At 71.6% G+C, this 17,844-nt stretch carries 15 protein-coding genes; 6 read left to right on the top strand and 9 right to left on the bottom strand.

The window, feature by feature from the left end; genetic code table 11:
• Positions 1–684: 684 nt before the first annotated feature.
• The gene (locus BRM3_RS14230) at positions 685–1,224 is read right to left on the bottom strand and encodes a phosphotransferase-like protein (RefSeq protein ID WP_263593949.1); all 540 of its coding nucleotides are present in this window, start codon (positions 1,222–1,224) and stop codon (positions 685–687) included.
• A 203-nt stretch (positions 1,225–1,427) separates the two neighbouring features.
• Positions 1,428–1,826, bottom strand: coding sequence for a GNAT family N-acetyltransferase (locus BRM3_RS14225; protein ID WP_263593948.1), 399 nt, complete (start codon positions 1,824–1,826; stop codon positions 1,428–1,430).
• A 521-nt stretch (positions 1,827–2,347) separates the two neighbouring features.
• Here BRM3_RS14225 and dnaK point away from each other — a divergent pair.
• The 4 genes from dnaK to BRM3_RS14205 all read left to right on the top strand — a co-directional run bounded on the left by dnaK (position 2,348) and on the right by BRM3_RS14205 (position 6,610).
• A complete protein-coding gene (dnaK, locus tag BRM3_RS14220; RefSeq protein WP_263593947.1) occupies positions 2,348–4,213 on the top strand; it encodes a molecular chaperone DnaK in 1,866 nt (621 codons plus the stop codon).
• On the top strand, positions 4,210–4,890 hold the full coding sequence (locus BRM3_RS14215) for a nucleotide exchange factor GrpE (RefSeq protein ID WP_263593946.1): 681 nt from the start codon (positions 4,210–4,212) through the stop codon (positions 4,888–4,890). Before dnaK ends, BRM3_RS14215 begins: the two co-directional genes overlap by 4 nt.
• A gap of 187 nt (positions 4,891–5,077) precedes the next feature.
• On the top strand, positions 5,078–6,109 hold the full coding sequence (locus BRM3_RS14210; protein WP_263593945.1) for a DnaJ C-terminal domain-containing protein: 1,032 nt from the start codon (positions 5,078–5,080) through the stop codon (positions 6,107–6,109).
• 60 nt (positions 6,110–6,169) lie between these two features.
• Positions 6,170–6,610, top strand: a complete 441-nt coding sequence (locus BRM3_RS14205; RefSeq protein ID WP_263593944.1) for a heat shock protein transcriptional repressor HspR — start codon at positions 6,170–6,172, stop codon at positions 6,608–6,610.
• A 46-nt stretch (positions 6,611–6,656) separates the two neighbouring features.
• On the opposite strand, the gene BRM3_RS14200 is transcribed toward BRM3_RS14205, so the two are convergent.
• The 3 genes from BRM3_RS14200 to BRM3_RS14190 all read right to left on the bottom strand — a co-directional run bounded on the left by BRM3_RS14200 (position 6,657) and on the right by BRM3_RS14190 (position 9,710).
• Positions 6,657–7,820, bottom strand: a complete 1,164-nt coding sequence (locus tag BRM3_RS14200; protein ID WP_263593943.1) for a glycosyltransferase family 4 protein — start codon at positions 7,818–7,820, stop codon at positions 6,657–6,659.
• Between the two features lie 23 nt (positions 7,821–7,843).
• Entirely contained in the window at positions 7,844–9,112 is a 1,269-nt protein-coding gene (locus BRM3_RS14195; RefSeq protein WP_263593942.1) for a glycosyltransferase family 4 protein, read from the bottom strand.
• Positions 9,113–9,221: 109 nt separating this feature from the next.
• A complete protein-coding gene (locus BRM3_RS14190; protein WP_263593941.1) occupies positions 9,222–9,710 on the bottom strand; it encodes a YbhB/YbcL family Raf kinase inhibitor-like protein in 489 nt (162 codons plus the stop codon).
• 107 nt (positions 9,711–9,817) lie between these two features.
• Here BRM3_RS14190 and BRM3_RS14185 point away from each other — a divergent pair, with 107 nt between their 5' ends.
• Together BRM3_RS14185 and BRM3_RS14180 are read left to right on the top strand one after the other, a co-directional pair.
• Positions 9,818–11,143: a carboxylate--amine ligase gene (locus BRM3_RS14185; RefSeq protein WP_263593940.1), complete on the top strand. Its 1,326-nt coding sequence runs from the start codon at positions 9,818–9,820 to the stop codon at positions 11,141–11,143.
• Positions 11,140–11,922, top strand: coding sequence for a cysteate racemase (locus BRM3_RS14180; RefSeq protein ID WP_263593939.1), 783 nt, complete (start codon positions 11,140–11,142; stop codon positions 11,920–11,922). The genes BRM3_RS14185 and BRM3_RS14180 overlap by 4 nt, the downstream gene beginning before the upstream one ends.
• Before the next feature lie 16 nt (positions 11,923–11,938).
• Here the strand turns inward: BRM3_RS14180 and BRM3_RS14175 are convergent, their stop codons facing one another.
• From BRM3_RS14175 to BRM3_RS14160, 4 genes are all read right to left on the bottom strand, one after another.
• Positions 11,939–13,204 (bottom strand): carboxylate--amine ligase, encoded by a 1,266-nt coding sequence (locus BRM3_RS14175; RefSeq protein ID WP_263593938.1) that lies wholly within the window; start codon positions 13,202–13,204, stop codon positions 11,939–11,941.
• A gap of 36 nt (positions 13,205–13,240) precedes the next feature.
• Positions 13,241–14,884 carry a glycoside hydrolase family 13 protein gene (locus BRM3_RS14170; RefSeq protein ID WP_263593937.1) on the bottom strand — a complete coding sequence of 548 codons (1,644 nt, stop codon included), beginning with the start codon at positions 14,882–14,884 and terminating at the stop codon, positions 13,241–13,243.
• A 138-nt stretch (positions 14,885–15,022) separates the two neighbouring features.
• Complete coding sequence (locus BRM3_RS14165) at positions 15,023–16,930, bottom strand: alpha-amylase family glycosyl hydrolase (RefSeq protein WP_263593936.1); 1,908 nt, start codon at positions 16,928–16,930, stop codon at positions 15,023–15,025.
• Positions 16,931–16,938: 8 nt separating this feature from the next.
• A complete protein-coding gene (locus BRM3_RS14160; protein ID WP_263593935.1) occupies positions 16,939–17,832 on the bottom strand; it encodes a sugar ABC transporter permease in 894 nt (297 codons plus the stop codon).
• Positions 17,833–17,844 lie beyond the last annotated feature (12 nt).

Here is a 17,844-nt window from a genome sequence, read left to right as displayed (position 1 = left end):
GAAGGCATGCAGTGCCCCGCGGATCCCGGGATCCTGGTGGTGACGACGATAGGACTTGGACAGGGAGACCGCCCGGATGACGGGCTCGGACGGTGAGAGGTGACGTGCAGAGGACATGAAGCGCCTTGGATCTCTGAGCGCGCGGCGATGCCGCGATGACCGGGAGAGATGCCGACATTGCCGTCGGCCGGCGCATCATCCGATCCCGTGCACGTCTCCGTGGGCAGGGGATGGGACGGGGTGGACCTCGCGGCCCGCGTGCCCCCGTCATGAGATGCACGAGGTCGATGGTATTCGAGCGATGGCCAGCTGTGCCACCGGCAGGTTGCCCAGATGACATCGACGCTGATGTGCGGTCTCTTGTCCTCGGGAAAGAGCACCGTGGCGGGCGCGTCTGGCCGAGAGCCTGCCCGCGCGATGAGGCCCTTTGAGTCCGCTCGCGGACCCCTCTGCCCACGCGACGGTCCGCAGCGGGGCACAGAGGAACTGGGGAGCACAGACGCCGCGCAGGTGGTGCAGATTTCGTGGGAGTCGTCGGGGTGCAGCTCTGTGACCTGTGGTGCGACACTCGGGTGCGGCGCTCAGGTTCGCGCGACGTCGTCACGATCCTCAGGAGCGCCGCCGAGGCGACCGCGATGGCTCGTCTGTCGGCACGACACTGCGAACGAGGCTGCTGGGGCCGGCTCAGCCGCGCAGCTGTGGCGCGAACGTCTCGAAGACGAGCGCGGCGACCTCGGCAGGTGTTCTGTGGTCCGTGTCGACGACGAGGTCGTACGACGAGAGCCGGTGGAGCTCTCGCGCCAGACGTTCGTGATCGTCGAGGTGCCACGTCAGAGCGCGGTGTTGGCTCTCTGTGTACCGGGTCCGCAATCGGCGTTCTGCCACCTCCGACGATGCGGTGAGGTGCACGACTCGAAGAGGGAGCTCGAAACACCGTGTGTAGCGCTCACGGTCCGCGTGGCTCGCGATCACGCCTGCGACGATCGGCGTCCGCGGACCTGTCCGGCGGTAATTCCTCCACACGGCACGAATGTTGTCGGCCTCGGTCAGGACGTTCCGAGGGTCCCCGGACCCCGGAGGCCATGAGCGGTGGAACCAGTCGACGTCGAAGAGGCTGAACGGCAGCTCGGCCTCGGCGAAGAGGTCCGTGAGGTGATCGAGCGTCGAGGACTTGCCCACTCCGTACGAGCCGTTGAGGAAGATTCCGAACTCACGTCGTGGCATGACGAGGAGCCTAACCAGATCCCTGGGCCGGCACGTTCTGGACGACGACGCGACGTGCGGCGCGGTGCTCCTCTCTCGGGCGCGCGGGGAGCCGTGGGATCAGAAGTGGAGGTTCCCGCGAGATCTGTCAGAAGCACAGCTCTGTCACCTGTGGTGCGTGACCTGGGCACGGTGCCCGGACTCTCGCTGAGTTGTCCGATTCCTCAGCTTCGCCGACTCATTCGAATGCCTCGGCCCATCGGGGTGAAACCGGCCTTGAGGTAGGCGTCCCACGGTGCCCGGTAGTACGGCAGCGGCGCAGTGTTGATGAAAACGGAGTGGCCGCCATGATGCGCGACTCGACGGCATGCGTCCAGCGCGAGCGCTTGGGCCAGGCCCCGGTTCCTGTGTTCCGGGACGATGCCCAGCGGTTCGACCTCGGCCCACCCGTTGGCCGGATCCAACCACACCGTGCAACAGCCTGCCGGCGAGCCATCGGGTGCCTCGATGACCAGGTCCAGATCACGGATATAGAGCCGGTCGCTTCGCATCGACGCGAACGCGGCGGCGCCAAGGGTGCCGTTGTGCTCAGTCAGTCTCGGTTCTTCGGTTCGGCCGGCCACCCCCATGACTCTAGAGGCGCCGTCCATCGATGTCGGGCGGATCCCTGATGATCGGATCTCCACCTACCGCCTCTCACGTCGTCGCGACCTCGTCGCCGGCGACGGTGGTAGCACCGGAGGAGCACCTCGTGCCCGCCGACACGTCCATCGTGCCCGTCTGACGTCGGCGAGAGATGTGACTCGCACTGGCCAAGAACGTCAGAACTGGCCCAGTTGAGCGAGCAGCCGCAGCTGGGAATGTGACCCCCGTCACTCGTGCACCCATCCGGAATACTCCGCCCACCCCTGTAGTTGAGTCGTATGTACTCAAGTTTGATGCCGAGGGGTTTGACACCTCGACCCGCGAGGTATCTGCTTGAGCCGAAGCAGCTCACGTCTTGCCGCCGGCCCCGGCGGCCGGCGGAGTCGCACGGCGGGGACAGTCCCGTCGGGTGGGCATCGAGCCCGCCCGACCCGATCCCGCGCCGGGCGGCACCACCGACATCGTTCGCGGCGCATCCGCCGCAGAAAGGCAGGCACACATGTCCCGTGTCGTCGGAATCGACCTCGGCACCACCAACTCGTGCGTGGCCGTCCTCGAGGGTGGCCAGCCCACCGTCATCGCCAACGCGGAGGGCACCCGCACCACCCCGTCCGTCGTCGCCTTCTCCAAGCAGGGGGAGGTCCTCGTCGGCGAGGTCGCCAAGCGTCAGGCCGTCACCAACGTCGATCGCACCATCTCGTCCGTCAAGCGCCACATGGGCACCGACTGGACCAAGGAGATCGACGACAAGAAGTACACCCCCCAGGAGATCTCCGCTCGCATCCTGGGCAAGCTCAAGCGCGACGCCGAGGCGTACCTCGGCGAGCCCGTTACCGATGCGGTCATCACCGTCCCCGCCTACTTCTCGGACTCCGAGCGTCAGGCGACCAAGGACGCGGGCCAGATCGCGGGCCTCAACGTCCTGCGCATCATCAACGAGCCCACCGCCGCGGCCCTCGCCTACGGCCTCGAGAAGGGCAAGGACGACGAGCAGATCCTGGTCTTCGACCTGGGCGGCGGCACCTTCGACGTGTCCCTGCTCGAGGTCTCCAAGGACGAGGACGGCTCGACCATCCAGGTCCAGGCGACCGCGGGCGACAACCGCCTCGGCGGCGACGACTGGGACCAGAAGATCGTCGACTGGCTGATCTCGCAGGTCAAGGCGAAGGACGGCGTGGACCTCTCCAAGGACCGCATCGCCCTGCAGCGCCTCAAGGAGGCCGCCGAGCAGGCCAAGAAGGAGCTGTCGTCGGCCACGTCGACCAACATCTCCCTCCAGTACCTGTCGATGACCGAGAACGGTCCGCTGCACCTCGACGAGAAGCTGACCCGCTCGCACTTCGAGGAGATGACCTCGGACCTGCTCGAGCGCACCAAGGCCCCCTTCCACCAGGTGATCAAGGACGCCGGGATCAAGGTCTCCGACATCGACCACGTGGTCCTCGTCGGCGGCTCGACCCGTATGCCCGCGGTCTCCGAGGAGGTCAAGGAGCTCACCGGCAAGGAGCCCAACAAGGGCGTCAACCCCGACGAGGTCGTCGCCATCGGCGCGGCCCTCCAGGCGGCGGTGATCCGTGGCGAGCGCAAGGACGTCCTGCTCATGGACGTCACCCCGCTCTCCCTCGGCATCGAGACCAAGGGCGGCGTGATGACCAAGCTCATCGAGCGCAACGCGGCCATCCCGACCAAGACCTCCGAGGTCTTCTCGACGGCCGAGGACAACCAGCCGTCGGTCGCCATCCAGGTCTTCCAGGGCGAGCGTCAGTTCACCCGTGACAACAAGCTGCTGGGCACCTTCGAGCTCTCGGGCATCGCCCCGGCTCCCCGTGGCATCCCGCAGATCGAGGTCACGTTCGACATCGACTCCAACGGCATCGTGCACGTCTCCGCCAAGGACCGCGGCACGGGCAACGAGCAGTCCATCCAGATCACCGGCGGGTCGGCCCTCTCCAAGGACGACATCGACCAGATGATCAAGGACGCCGAGGCCCACGCGGCCGAGGACCAGGAGCGCCGCGACCTGGCCGACGCCCGCAACACCCTCGAGCAGCTCGTCTACCAGGGCGAGAAGCTCCTGAAGGACAACGGCGACAAGGTGCCGGACGGCGACAAGACCGGCGCCGAGGACGCGATCAAGGCCGCCAAGGAGACCCTGGCGAACGAGGACGCGTCCAAGGACGAGCTCGAGTCCACGCGCGACGCCCTGAACGAGGCGCTGCAGAAGGTCGGCACCGCCATCTACTCCCAGCAGGGCGACGCCCAGGCGGCGCCGGGGGCCGACGGCGAGCAGGCCGGCACGACCGGCTCGTCCTCGGACGATGACGTGGTCGACGCCGAGATCGTGGACGACGAGGAGGACAAGTGACCGAGGACCAGAGCAGCCCCACCCCGGAGCAGGAGCCGCGCGACGGCTCCGGCGCCGGCCGGGACGAGCCGCGGTTCTCCTTCTCGGACAAGCGCCGGGTCGATCCGACGGACGGCAGCGTCCGTCCGTCGGACGCCCCGGCCCCCGGGTCCGAGCAGGAGCCCGAGGACCCGATCGACGCCGAGGCGGCGAAGCTCTTCGCCGATGCCGCCTCCGGCGACGGCGCCGAGGTCGTCTCGGAGCGGGTCGTCGAGCTCGAGGGCCAGGTGGCCGATCTCGAGGAGGAGCTCAAGCGCTCCCAGGCCGAGTACGTCAACTCCCGGCGCCGGATCGAGGCGAGCGCGGTCGTGTCGACCGAGGCCGCCGTCGGTCGCGTCCTGACCTCGCTGATCGGGGTCCTGGACGATCTCGAGCTCGCGCGTCAGCACGGAGACCTCGCCGAGGGCACCCCGTTCGCGTCGATCGCCGCGAAGCTCGAGGACGCCCTGGCCGCTCACGGCATGGAGCGCTTCGGCGCCCCGGGCGAGGTGTTCGACCCGACCATCCACGAGGCCCTCCTGCACGAGGACTCCGCGGACGTCGAGACCAACACCATCAAGACGGTCCTGCAGCCCGGCTACCGCATGAAGGACCGCGTGCTGCGGCCCGCCCGCGTGGCCACCTACGGCCCGCAGTGACCCCCTGCGGGGAGCTCGCCCCGGCGCGACGCCTCCCCTGAGCGACGACGGCGGATCGTTCGCGCAGTCCAGCTGCCGGACGGTCCGCCGTCGCGCTCCGCGGGCCTCGACCCGCATCGCCGCCTCCCCGGCGGCCCCACCGACATGATGACCACCACGACCACGCATCCGAAGGGAGGCGCCGACGATGTCCGGACAGGACTGGCTCGACAAGGACTTCTACGCGGTGCTCGGTGTCTCGAAGGACGCGAGCGCCCAGGAGATCAAGAAGGCGTACCGGAAGAAGGCCAAGCAGCTGCACCCGGACCGCCACCCCGGCGACAAGGACGCCGAGGACCGCTTCAAGGCGGTCGGCGAGGCCTACGGGGTGCTCAACGACCCCGAGCAGCGCCAGCAGTACGACGCGATCCGCGCGATGGGCTCCGGCGGCGCCCGCTTCTCCTCGGGCCCCGGCGGCGCAGCCGGCGCCGAGGGCTTCGAGGACATGTTCTCGGCCATGTTCGGCGGCGGCGGCCAGGGCGGTGCCCGGGTCCGCTTCGGCGGTCAGGGCGGTGCTCAGGGCAGCCCCAACATGGAGGACATCTTCTCCATGTTCGGCGGCGGGGGTCGGGGCGCCGGCAGCTTCGGCGGCGGAGGGTTCGGCGGTGCGGGCGGCGGCTACACCGCCCCCGCCAAGGGCCAGGACCTCTCGGCCCGGACCACCCTGAGCTTCCGCGAGGCGGCGCTCGGAACCGAGATCCGCCTCAGCGTCGGCGGCCGCTCGGTCACCACGCGCACGCCGGCCGGGGTGCGCGACGGCCAGAAGATCCGTCTGCGCGGCAAGGGCCAGCCGTCCGCGAACGGCGGCGAGGCGGGCGACCTGATCCTCACGATCTCCGTCACCCCCCACCCCGTTTTCTCGCTCGACGGCAACGACCTGCGGGTGACCGTCCCGGTGCGCTACGACGAGGCCGTGCTCGGCACGACCGTCGAGGTGCCCCGTCTCGACGGCGGCACGGTGCGCATGAAGGTGCCGGCCGGCACGCCGTCGGGCCGCACCCTGCGCGCCAAGGGCAAGGGGATCACGACCTCGAAGGGCACCGGCGACCTGCTGGCGACCCTCGAGGTGACGGTGCCCGCCCACCTCGACGATGCGACCCGCGCGGCCGTCGAGCAGCTGCGCGCGGCGCAGGAGGACGAGAACCCGCGGGCCTCGCTCGCCGCCGACGCGGCGAGGTGACCGGCGGACCACGGGAGCCGTGACCACGCGGTTCCGCCCCCAGGAGGGAGGTGAGCGGTGATGACACCGACGCAGGGATTCGACGAGCACGCCCCCGTGTTCGTCATCTCCGTGGCGGCGGAGCTGTCGGGGATGCACCCGCAGACCCTCCGCCAGTACGACCGGCTCGGGCTCGTGACGCCGAGCCGCTCCGCGGGACGAGGCCGCCGCTACAGCGCGCGCGACGTCGCCAAGCTCCGTCAGGTGCAGCGTCTGTCGCAGGAGGAGGGCATCAACCTCGCCGGCATCAAGCGCATCCTCGAGCTCGAGGACCAGGTGCGCGCCATGCACGAGCAGCTCGGCGCCGTCCAGCGGGCCGTCGAGCAGCAGCTGAGCCCCGCCTCGGCGCGCCGTGTGTTCGCCGCCGACAGCGACGGGCAGGTGACCTCGCTGAGCCGCGGCCAGCGGCCCGAGCGTCAGCAGGCCGGCGCCCTCGTGCTGTGGCGGCCGCGCCGGTCCTGAGGCCGGGGCCCGCCGGGGCGGGCACCTGGCGGCCTCCCCGGTCGGGTCACCGGGGGCGGACGCCCTCGATCGCGTAGATCTCGCCGAGCCGCTCGGCGACGCGGTGCAGGTCGACCTCCTCGGCGGCGCGGCGCCCCGCCGCCGTCAGGTCGGGCAGGCGTCCGTCCAGCAGATCCCGCAGGCGCGTGACCATCTCCTCGACGACCTCCGCGCCGCGGCCGTGCACCATGTGGGTGACCTCGCCGTCGGGCAGCCAGTCGCGGTAGATGGGGATGTCACGCACCACGACGGGAGCGCAGCAGGCGAGCGCCTCGAGCAGCACGATCCCCTCCGTCTCCTCCTGGGTGAGGAAGCAGAAGGCGTCGGCGCCGCGGTAGGCGTCACGCAGCACGGAGGGGTGCACGTAGCCGGGGAAGAGGCAGTTGGCCGGGGCGCCCTCGATCGCGGCGGCCACGTCCCGCGTGATCATGCGGGCGTCGGTGTGCCCGTACCAGACGAACGTGACCTCGGGCAGCGCCCGCGCGACCTCCACCCAGTCCAGGATGCCCTTGCGCACCATCTGCAGCCCCACGCTCATCACCACGGGGGCCTCGGCCCCGAGGCCGAGCTGCTCGCGCAGGCGCGTGCGCGCTGACGCGTCCGGGGAGAAGAAGGCGGTGTCCACCCCGTTGGACAGCACGTGGATGTTGCGACGCAGCCCGTAGGCGGGCCGCACGATGAGCGAGCGCGCGTAGGCGGTGGGCGTCAGCACCGCGTCGCCGCTGCGGTAGATCCAGGCGATCCATCGACGGAACCACGGGGCGAGCACGTTGGACCCGGTGAAGGAGTCCCGGAAGTCCTCCTCGGTCGAGTGGGCCCAGACGAGGGCCGGCCGTCCCCGCAGCCGCGCCCAGCGCGCGAGCAGCGGCGTGTCGGGGAAGGGCGTGTTGAGATGCACGACGTCGAAGGGCCCGAGCGGATCGGTCACGACCGTGTGGCCGAGGGCCTCGACGGCAGTGCGCTGGTGGCGCATGGCCTCGCCGATGCCCGACTGGGTGGCCAGGCGCGCCAGGCCGCGGGGGATCAGGACCCTCAGGGGGCGGTCGGGCGCCTCAGCGGGAGGGGCGGCACGGCGCGGCAACCGGCCCAGGACGGCATCGAGCACGGCGGTCGCCCGGGCGCGGAGGCGATCCACTCCCGTGGCGGGGAGGCGGGTGCGGGTGAGGAGCATCGTCGCGGGACCGGTCGCAGGTCTCACGCGGCGGCGCGAGCCGGACGTCGCGCCGCGATCACGTCGCGGTAGACCTCGAGCGCCCCGCGCCCGAAGGCATCCGAGCCGCACGTCTCGTGGGCATGCGCCGCCGCGGACCGCGACATGCGGGCGCGATCGGCGTCGTGGTCGAGCAGGTCGGACAGCCGGTAGGCGAACTCGCCGGCCTCCTCGTACTGCCAGCCCGTGATGCCGTCGAGCACCACGCCCGCGAGCGAGGGGTCGCGCCGGCACAGCAGCGGCAGGCCGCACGCGAGGGCCTCGATGAAGGTCAGGCCCTGGGTCTCCGAGAGGGAGGCCGAGACGAACACGTCGCCCAGGCGGTAGTAGCGGGGGATCTGGGCGGGGTCGACGCAGCCGACGAAGCGCACGTCCTCGCCGATGCCCAGCTGCTCGGCGAGGCGCTCGGCGTCGGCGCGGATCGGGCCGTCGCCCACGAGCACGAGGGTGCAGTCGGTGCGGCGCGCCGCCGCGACGTTGCGCAGCACCTCCTCGATGTTCTTCTCCTTGGCCAGACGGCACACGGAGACGAGCACGCGGTGCGTCTCGGGGATGCGCAGCTCGCGCCGCAGGGCCTGCGCGTCCTCGCGCTCGGCGACGGTCCGGGCGGGCCGGAAGCGGCGCAGGTCGAGGCCGGTCGGGACCACGTGGATGGGGCGGCGCACGCCGTAGCCCGCGAGCAGCGCGCTCACCTTGGTGGTCGGCGCGATGACGGCGTCGGTGCCGGCCAGCAGCTTGCGGGAGAAGGCCGCGACGGCCTTCTTGCCCATCGTGCGGCTCGGCGAGTAGTAGTGCGTGTAGTCCTCGTAGATCGTGTGGTACGTGTGCACGATCGGCACCCCGAGGTCCCGGGAGAGCCGCTTGGCCCACAGATAGGTGGAGAACTCGCAGTTGGAGTGCACGATGTCGGGCCCCCACCGCAGGATCTCGCGGCGGATCGCGTCGCTGCTCAGGGCGCCGATGCGCGCCCGGTCGTAGAAGATCGAGGCGGAGACGGAGCCGAGGCGGTACACGCCGTCGGCGTGCGTCGAGCGCAGGCCCTCGGCCAGCGTCAGCACACGCACCTCGCAGCCCAGGAGCTCGAGCTCGCGCTTGAGCGTGGTCACGCTCGCGACGACGCCGTTGACGGTGGGCTCCCACCAGTCGGTCGTCAGCAGCACCTTGAGGGGGCGGGGATCGGCGGAGGAGGGGAGGACCGTGGCGGGTGCCGGCGAGAGCGTCCTCGCCGTCGTGCCCAGAGGAAGTGCGGTCATGCTTCGAGCGTAGGGGCCCGGCGCCGCCGCGTCCCTCCGGTGCGCCCCGGACATTTCACGGAGTGAGCCCCCTGTCGGATCAGCCCGCGACCTGATACAGGGGTCCGCCTCAGGCCTCCGGCGCCACCTGGTACGTGGCCGTGAACGAGGCCGAGTCGAGCTGCTGGCTGAAGATCGCGAAGCGCGCCTGGACGTGCGGCGCGTCCGGGTCGACGCCGAGGGAGGCCACGGGCAGGGCGTGCACCGTGAACATGTAGCGGTGCGGGGCGCCCGCCGGCGGGTTGGGGCCGTCGTAGCCGCGGCGGCCGAAGTCGTTGACGGCCTGTGCGATGTCCTCCGCGTCGCGCTCGACGCCGAGCGGCAGCGCGGTGGCGTCGGCCGGGATGTCCCAGGCCACCCAGTGCCAGAAGCCGGAGCCCGTGGGGGCGTCCGGGTCGTAGCACGTGACCGCGAAGCTGCGGGTCCCCTCGGGCGCGCCGCCCCAGGTCAGGTCCGGCGAGGTCGAGGAGCCGTCGAGCTCCGGGGCCAGCTGGGCGGCGGCGACGACCGAGCCGGAGGGGGTCGCGCTCGAGGACAGGGAGAACGTGTCGGTGGTCATGTCCACAGGGTAGGGAGGCGGCCGGGAGGTGTCGAGGGCGCCACAGCGGCCGTGACGGCGGCCGGGCGTCCCTCGGCGCGCAGGGCGCCGTCGATACACTGGCCGGCATGTCAGCTGCCGCCTCCGCGACCTCGCCCGCGCCCGCTCTCACGCCCGTCGTCGTCGGCGGCGACATCGGCGCCTACTCCCTCGCGCGGGCCTTCCACGAGGCCTACGGGATCCGGACGGTCATCGTCTCCCGCCTCGCCGGCTGGCACGTGACCGACAGCGCGATCACCGTGAACGTGCACTGCGACGACCCCTTCGACCACGAGGCGCTCGCGCCCGTGCTCGCGGACATCGCCGGGCGGATCGCGCACGGCCGCCTCATCCTGCTCGGCTCGGCCGACGCGACGGTCAAGCCCATCATCCGCGTGCGCGACGAGACCGACGTGCTCGACGACCGCTGGGTCGTGCCGTACGTCGATCTCGAGACCTTCCGCGCGGGCACCGAGAAGCAGAACTTCACGGCGCTGTGCGAGCGGCTCGGCGTGGACCATCCCGCGACCCGCATCGTCGACCTCGCCGACGACGTCGACCCGGCCCTCGAGGTCCCGTTCACCTTCCCGGTGATCGCCAAGCCCGCGGACGTCTCGGCGTGGAAGCAGATCTCGTTCCCGGGCAAGCAGAAGGTGCACACGGTCGCCTCCCCCGAGGAGCTGATCGCCCTGCTGCGCGCGATCCGCGGGTCCGGCTACCGCAGCAGCGTGATCGTCCAGGACCGCATCCCCGGCGACGACCAGAACATGCGCATCCTCACCTGCTACTGCGACGAGCAGTCCCGGGTGCGCTTCGCCTCGTGGGGACGCACCCTGCTCGAGGAGCACAGCCCCGGGGCGATCGGCAACCCCGCCGCGATCATCACGGGGACCGACCCTGCCATGGTCGATCAGGCGCAGCGGCTGTGCACCGAGCTGGGCTGGACCGGGTACGCCAACTTCGACCTCAAGTTCGACCCGCGCGACGGCCGCACCAAGTTCTTCGAGCTCAACCCCCGCCTGGGCCGCTCGAACTACTACGTCACCGCGGGAGGCCACAACCCCGTGACCTGGTACGTCGACGAGCACATCGGCGGGGGACTGCCGCCGGTGGCCGACGGCGAGCTGCCCGAGATCGTGCAGGACCAGCCCGAGGTGCTGTACACGGTGGTGCCCGTCGCCCTCGTCAAGCACTACACGACGCTGCCCGACGCGCGCGCCCAGCTGCGCCGGGTGCTCGCCGCGCGGCGCGTCGCCAACCCCCTCGTCTACCGCGGCGTGGAGCGCAGCCCGCGACGCTGGGCCCACATCGCGGCCGCGATGGCCAACTACGTGCGCAAGTTCCGTCGTCACTACCATCCCGAGCCCGTGGGCCCCGAGGACGTGGCGGCGCCGGTCGAGGACGCCCGCCCGTGAGCGCGGGCGGCGCCGAGGGCGCGCGCGTCGACGGCACCTGGAGGGCGCCCGTGGTCGGCGTGCTGGGAGGCCTCGGCCCCGCCGCCACCGCCGTGTTCCTGGACCTGCTGGTGCGGGCCACCGACGCCGCGAGCGACCAGGAGCACCTGGACCTGCTGGTGTCCCAGCACTCGACGACCCCCGACCGCACCGCGCACATCCTCGACGAGTCCGCCGCGGACCCCGGCCCCGTGCTCGCCCGCGACGCCGCGATGCTCGAGCGCGCGGGCGTGGGCCTGCTCGTCCTGCCGTGCAACACCGCCCACCACTTCGTGCGCCGGATCGAGGCGGTCACCTCGGTGCCGTTCGTGAGCATCGTCGACGCGACGGTCGAGGTCGCCGCGCAGAGCGTCGGCGCGGGGGGCACGGTGGCCGTGTTCGCGACCGAGGGCAACATCCACGCCCGCGTCTACCAGGACGCCCTCGAGGCGCGCGGGCTCCGCGCCCTCGTGCCGGACGGCGAGCTGCAGGCGCGGATCAACACGCTCATCTACGACCAGGTCAAGGCGAACCGGCCCGTGGACCGCGGCCTGTTCGAGCGCTGCGTCGCCGAGGCGGTCGCCCTCGGCGCCGGCACGGTCGTGCTCGGCTGCACCGAGCTGTCGGTCATCTACGACCAGCACGGCTTCCGCGCCGACGAGCGCCTGACCGACTCCCTCACCGAGCTCGCCCGGCAGACCGTGCTGCGCGCGCACAAGGAGCTCGCCCCGGCCTTCGCGAGGCAGACGCCCGCGCCGTGAGGCGGCGAGCCGCCCCTCAGAACCCGGTGTCGGTGGGGCGCGGGTAGTAGCGCAGGAACTTCCGGACGTGGTTGAGCGCGACCGTGGCGGCGTAGCCGCGGGCCCACAGCCCGTCGGCCGGGTAGGCCCACGGGTTCTCGACCCCGCGCCGCGCGACCCGGCGCACCCAGCGACGCATGCCGCGGTCGCGCACGTAGCGCAGCAGGAGCGGGGTGGGCACGAGCGAGTAGAGGATCTCGTCGACCTCGGTCACGGGCTCGATCTCACGATCCTCGATCGCGTCGGCCACGACGAAGCGGGAGATGTTCGCCCCGGCCGCGGTGACGTAGAAGTTGTTGCGGCCGATGCGGGGGTTGACCTCGAAGAACTTGAGGGACCCGTCGCGCGGGTCCTCCTTGACGTCGAAGTTCGCGAAACCGCGGTACCCGGTGGCCTCGAGCAGGCGCCGGGCCTGCTCGAGCGCCTCCGGGAGCGGGGTCGTGATCATCGCCGCGGGCCGCCCGAGGGCGTCGGGGGTGTGCTCGCCCAGCAGCACGCGAGCCGAGCACAGCAGCGTCACCCGGCCGTGGCGGTCGGTGTACGCCGTGATCGAGCACTCGGTCGTGTCGTCCCCGGGCACGAGCTCCTGGACCACCACGCGGCCCGTGTACCCCGCGCGTGCGATCGTGCGCAGCAGCTCGTCGAGCTCGGCGGCCGACTCGACGAACCACACCTTCTTCTTGCCCGCGAAGCGCACGTGCGCCATGTCGGCGGTGCGCGCCGCCTTGACCACGACGGGGAAGGGGATCCGGGTCGCGGGCGGCGTCCACGAGGTGCCGCGGGCGTCCGCGACGTCGACGATCTCCGTGACCGGGGTCGCGACGCCGTGCTCGGCGCACGCGAGCGCGAACTCGGCCTTGTCCGAGAGGCGCTCGAGGACGTCGGCGTCGAGGATCGGCATCACGTAGTGCGCGGCGAGGGGCTCGCGGTGGTCGCTCATCATCTGGATCACGGAGTCCGCGTTGGCCAGCAGGAGCTGGGGCCGCCGACCGCCGCGCTCCTCGGCCAGCGACACGAGGCGGGCGACCATGTCGTCCTCGTCGGCCCGCGCCCCCAGCTCGATCACGTTGCACGCGACCGAGCGCCGCATCGCCTCGACCGCGATCTTCGTGACGACGGTCGCGACCACCCCGTACTCCTCGTGGAAGGCACGGGCGAGCGTGTACACGCCCAGCCCCGACCCGGCGAGGACGAGATCGAAGTCGGGCGCGGCGGACGAGGACGATGCGGTGGCGTCGGGCATGGCCGTGATCCTAGCGGTGGGCGCGCCGCGAGCCGGTCAGGGCCGACGCAGCCACAGCGTCGCCTCGGCGGGGATCACATCGGAGGCTCCCGCCGCGGAGGCCACGAGGGGGACCGCGTCGGCGGGGTCCGCCACCTCGGCCAGGCTCACCTCGGCATCGGTCGTGTTGACGACGACGAGGACCCCGGCGTGCTCGAGGGCGAGCACGCCCGCCGGGACGTCCTCCACGAACCGCACGCCGTCGCCGTAGACGCCCAGATCCAGCTCGTGACGCAGGCGCAGGGCCGACCGGTACATCTCGAGGGTCGAGCCCTCGACGCCGTCCTGGAGATCGGCGGCGAGCTCGCCGAAGGCCGGCGGCTGCGGCAGCCAGGACGCACCGGTGGGGGAGAAGCCGTAGGCGGGGGCGTCGTGGACCCACGGCAGCGGCACCCGGCAGCCGTCGCGCCCGGGCACGCCGGCGCGCTTGTGGGAGGGATCCTCGCGCAGCTCGTCGGGGAGGTCCGCGACCTCGGGCAGGCCGAGCTCCTCGCCCTGGTAGAGGTAGGCGGAGCCGGGCAGGGCGAGCATCAGCAGGGTCGCGGCGCGGGCCCGCTGGAGCCCGAGCGCGGCGTCGGGCACCTCGTCGCGTGCGAGACCCTCGCCGAACACGTGGTCGGGCGCGAAGCCGTAGCGGCTCGCATGCCGGATCACGTCGTGGTTCGAGAGCACCCACGTCGTGGGCGAGTCGACGGCCTCGGCGATCGCGAGCGGCTTCTCGATGGCCGCGCGCATCGTCTCGACGCCCCAGCGGGCCTGGAGGAACCCGAAGTTAAACGACTGGTGCGCCTTGTCGTGGCCGATGTACAGCGGCAGACGCTGCTCGGGGATCCAGGCCTCGAGCACGAGCATGCGGTCGCCCTCGTACTCGTCCAGGATCGGACGCCACTCGCGGTACACGTCGATCACGCCGTCGTTGTCGAAGTAGACGGGCACCTCGCCCTCGGGCACGTCGATCAGGCCCGCCGCGTCGACGGTCGCGTCCGGCAGCCCCTCGGGCTTGACCATCCCGTGCGCGACGTCGACGCGGAACCCGTCCGCGCCGCGGTCGAGCCAGAACCGCAGGATCGACGCGAACAGCTCGTGGACGGCGGGGTTCTCCCAGTTCCAGTCCGGCTGCGTGGTGTCGAAGATGTGGAGGTACCACTGGCCCGGGGTGCCGTCGGGCTCGGTCACCCGCGTCCAGCCGGCGCCGTGGAAGATCGAGTGCCAGTTGTTGGGGGGCAGCTCCCCGTGCTCGCCGCGCCCGTCGCGGAAGACGTACATGTCGCGCTCGCGGGAGCCGGCGGGGGCCGCGAGCGCCGCCTGGAACAGCGGGTGCTCGCTCGAGGAGTGGTTGGGCACGAGATCGACGATCACCTTGAGCCCGAGACCGTGGGCGCGCGCGATGAGCTCGTCGGCGTCGGCCAGGGAGCCGAAGCGGGGGTCGACGTCGCAGTAGTCCGCGACGTCGTATCCCGCGTCGTGCTGCGGGGAGGTGTAGAAGGGGGAGAGCCAGACGGCGTCGACGCCGAGGCCCTTCAGATAGGGCAGGCGGGCGGTGATGCCGGGCAGGTCGCCCATGCCGTCGCCGTCGGAGTCGGCGAAGGAGCGCGGGTAGACCTGGTACACGACGGCGTCGCGCCACCACTGCTGGCACATGGGTTCTCCTTGCGAGAGGGGGTGTGGGGCCCGGGGCCGGGCGGTGCGCGGGTCGCGCGTCGACGGCCCGGGCCGGCTACCGGAGAGCGGCCCGGGCCGGCTACCGGAGAGCGGCCCGGGCCGTGAGGGGAGGTCGGGTCAGGCGGTCAGGCGCACGAAGCTCGTGCCGGGACCCGACGCGCTCAGCCGGAGCTGCGGCGCGCCGGTCTCCGAGCCCAGGCTCTCGACCTCGGTGCCGCCCTCGCGGTGCAGCAGCTCGCCGGCGTCCAGGTCGAGGGTGATCGGCGCATGGGCGTCGCGCGCGAGGTGCACGAGCACGTCGCCGTCCGGGTGCGTGCGCTGGAGGACGAGCGCATCGTCCTCCCAGGCAAGGAAGCGGATGCCGCCGCGGCGCAGCGCCGCGAGGTCACCGCGCAGCCGCAGCAGGTCGCCGGTCGCGCGCAGCACCTCCCGGTCGATCGTCGAGGCGCGCGGCCCCACGCCGGCCAGGCCGTCCCACGGCATCGAGGTGCGCGAGTGCTCGCCGGTGCGTCCCGGGAACCCGAGCTCGTCGCCCGCGAACACGGTGGGCACGCCGGGCAGGGCCGCGAGAGCCGCGAGGGCGACCACCTGGCGCTCGCTCGTCCCGACGACGCTCCGGGTGCGGGGCGTGTCGTGGCTCGAGAGCTGGCTCTGGGAGTGCTTCCACGACGGGTAGGGCAGATGCGCGTTGTACTCGTGAAGGGTGGCGCCGATCTGGCGGCCCGACAGGCGCGGGATGCTCATGGGCAGTCCCAGCCAGTTCAGGCCGTTGTCGGGGTCGGCGAGCCACGCCCACACGGGCCGCGTGAAGCCCGCGTAGTTCATCGTGCCCATCCACCCGTCGCCCACGAGGTCCGCGCTCGCGTCGTGCCCGTGCTCCGCGATCAGCCAGGCGTTCTCGCGGCCGTCCTCCGCGGTCCCGGCCACGTCGCGCATGGTGCCGCGCACGTCGCGGGCCACCTGATGGGCCAGATCGATCGCCCCCGAGCGGCCCGTCATGTTCGCGACGTCGATCCGCCAGCCATCGGCGGAGAAGGGCGCCGCGAGATACCGGCCCACGACGCTCTCGGGACCCTGCAGCATGCGCTCGCGCAGCGCCTGGCTGCGATGGTCGAGCTTGGGCAGGCTGGGCACGTCCAGCCACATCTCGTACGCGTCGGGGTGGTCGGTGAACAGGTAGAAGCCGGCCTCGAGGCTGTCCGCGTCCGCCTGGGCGCGCTCGAACCACTCGTGGGTGTCGCCCGTGTGGTTGGTCGTCAGGTCGAGGATGAACCGCATGCCGCGCGCATGCACGGCCTTGCTCAGCCGGACGAGGGCCTCCTGCCCGCCCAGCAGCGCGTCGACGTCGTCGAACGTCGAGGCGTCGTAGCGGTGCACGGAGCCGGAGGGGAAGATCGGCGTCAGATAGATCGTGTTCGCCCCGAGGGACTGCACGTGGTCGAGGTGCTCGACGATGCCGTCGAGATCCCCGCCGTAGAGCTGGTGGGCGGTGCTCGGCCCGTGCGCCGCCGGCTCCTCGTCCCACTCCATGATGTGCGCCCACGCGGGCACGGTCTCGGGGGTGAGGGCGGGGGAGCCGGCGCCGCGCGCGAAGCGGTCGGGGAAGATCTGGTAGACGACGGCGTCGTCCACCCAGCTCGGGGACTCGTCGAGCACGAGACGGAAGTCCGTCGCGTCGGCGAGGTCGTGGTCGATCACGCCGGCCGCCGTGAGCCACGCGTAGTCGAGCGAGCGCTCGCCGTCCCCGACCACGCAGAAGCGGTAGCGCGTATCGGGGTTGACCATGCGCACGGTGGCGTGCCACCACGTGCCCGACTGCCCGTTCCAGCGGGTCGGGGCGTCCTCCGCCTCGAGCTCGGTGACCTTGGGCTCGCCGTCCTGCAGGACGCGCACGGCGAGGGAGCGCACCGGGTAGGCGGCCGGCACCCAGACCCGCAGCGGCACCTCGTCGCCGAGCCGCCGAGCAGGCTGCGGGACGAAGACCGGCCCGGAGTCGTGGTGGGGGAGGTTCTGGAAGGAGGGCACGGAGATGGTCAGCCTTTCACGGCGCCCGCGGTCGAGCCGCCGACGATATAGCGCTGGAGGAACATGTACAGGAGGATGACGGGGACCATGATCATGATCGAGCCCGCGGCGAAGATCCCGAGGTTGTTGGACTTGTCGCCGTAGAGCATCCCGTACAGGCCCACCGCGAGGGTCTTGTTGTCATCGCTGGTCAGGATGAGCGAGCCGAGCAGGAAGTCGCTCATCACGCCCACCAGGCTGATCAGCACGGTCGTCGCGAGGATCGGGACGAGCGAGGGCAGCAGGATGCGGGTGAACAGCTGCCAGTGGGTGGCCCCGTCGAGGGTCGCGGCCTCGTCGAGGGACTTGGGCACGGTGTCGAAGAAGCCCTTGATGAGCCAGACCTGGCCGAGCGAGCCGCCGAGCATCACGAGGATGTAGCCGGGCAGCGAGTCGAGCCCCAGGATCGGGACCACCTCGCCGAGGCCCGCGAGCATCGTGTAGATCGCGATCATCGAGAGGACCGACGGGAACATCATGATCAGCAGCAGGCTCAGCATGCCCGCGCGGCGCCCCTTGAAGCGGAAGCGACTGAAGGTGTAGCTCGCGAGCGTGGACAGGAACACCTGGGTGAGGGAGACCGTCACGCACACGATCACGGTGTTGAGGTACCAGCGGGGGAAGTTGCCCTTCGCTCCGCTCAGCAGCGTCGTGTAGTGCTCGAGGCTGAAGCTGGTGGGGATCAGCCCGGTCGAGGCGACCGTGCCGAGCGGGTTGAACGACGCCGAGATCACGAACAGCACGGGGAAGATCGCGAAGAGGAACGCGATGATGCCGACGACGTGCCGCCAGCCGATCTCGGCGAACCAGCGTCCGAACGGCATCCGGTGGGCGGGAGCCCCGGAGGTCTGGGGATTCGACATGATGACCGCCTG

This window comes from Brachybacterium huguangmaarense, from assembly GCF_025725725.1.
Classification (GTDB): domain Bacteria; phylum Actinomycetota; class Actinomycetes; order Actinomycetales; family Dermabacteraceae; genus Brachybacterium; species Brachybacterium huguangmaarense.
Note: the sequence above shows the minus strand (reverse complement) of the source record. Positions and strands in the feature narration are given on the sequence as shown.

What these genes read in the sequence shown, in the direction of transcription:
- BRM3_RS14230 (WP_263593949.1), bottom strand. Translation starts at nt 1,224, where the DNA reads ATGCCACGACGTGAGTTCGGAATCTTCCTCAACGGCTCGTACGGAGTG.
- dnaK (WP_263593947.1), top strand. Translation starts at nt 2,348, where the DNA reads ATGTCCCGTGTCGTCGGAATCGACCTCGGCACCACCAACTCGTGCGTG.
- BRM3_RS14210 (WP_263593945.1), top strand. Translation starts at nt 5,078, where the DNA reads ATGTCCGGACAGGACTGGCTCGACAAGGACTTCTACGCGGTGCTCGGT.
- BRM3_RS14205 (WP_263593944.1), top strand. Translation starts at nt 6,170, where the DNA reads ATGACACCGACGCAGGGATTCGACGAGCACGCCCCCGTGTTCGTCATC.
- BRM3_RS14200 (WP_263593943.1), bottom strand. Translation starts at nt 7,820, where the DNA reads ATGCTCCTCACCCGCACCCGCCTCCCCGCCACGGGAGTGGATCGCCTC.
- BRM3_RS14195 (WP_263593942.1), bottom strand. Translation starts at nt 9,112, where the DNA reads ATGACCGCACTTCCTCTGGGCACGACGGCGAGGACGCTCTCGCCGGCA.
- BRM3_RS14190 (WP_263593941.1), bottom strand. Translation starts at nt 9,710, where the DNA reads ATGACCACCGACACGTTCTCCCTGTCCTCGAGCGCGACCCCCTCCGGC.
- BRM3_RS14185 (WP_263593940.1), top strand. Translation starts at nt 9,818, where the DNA reads ATGTCAGCTGCCGCCTCCGCGACCTCGCCCGCGCCCGCTCTCACGCCC.
- BRM3_RS14175 (WP_263593938.1), bottom strand. Translation starts at nt 13,204, where the DNA reads ATGCCCGACGCCACCGCATCGTCCTCGTCCGCCGCGCCCGACTTCGAT.
- BRM3_RS14170 (WP_263593937.1), bottom strand. Translation starts at nt 14,884, where the DNA reads ATGTGCCAGCAGTGGTGGCGCGACGCCGTCGTGTACCAGGTCTACCCG.
- BRM3_RS14160 (WP_263593935.1), bottom strand. Translation starts at nt 17,832, where the DNA reads ATGTCGAATCCCCAGACCTCCGGGGCTCCCGCCCACCGGATGCCGTTC.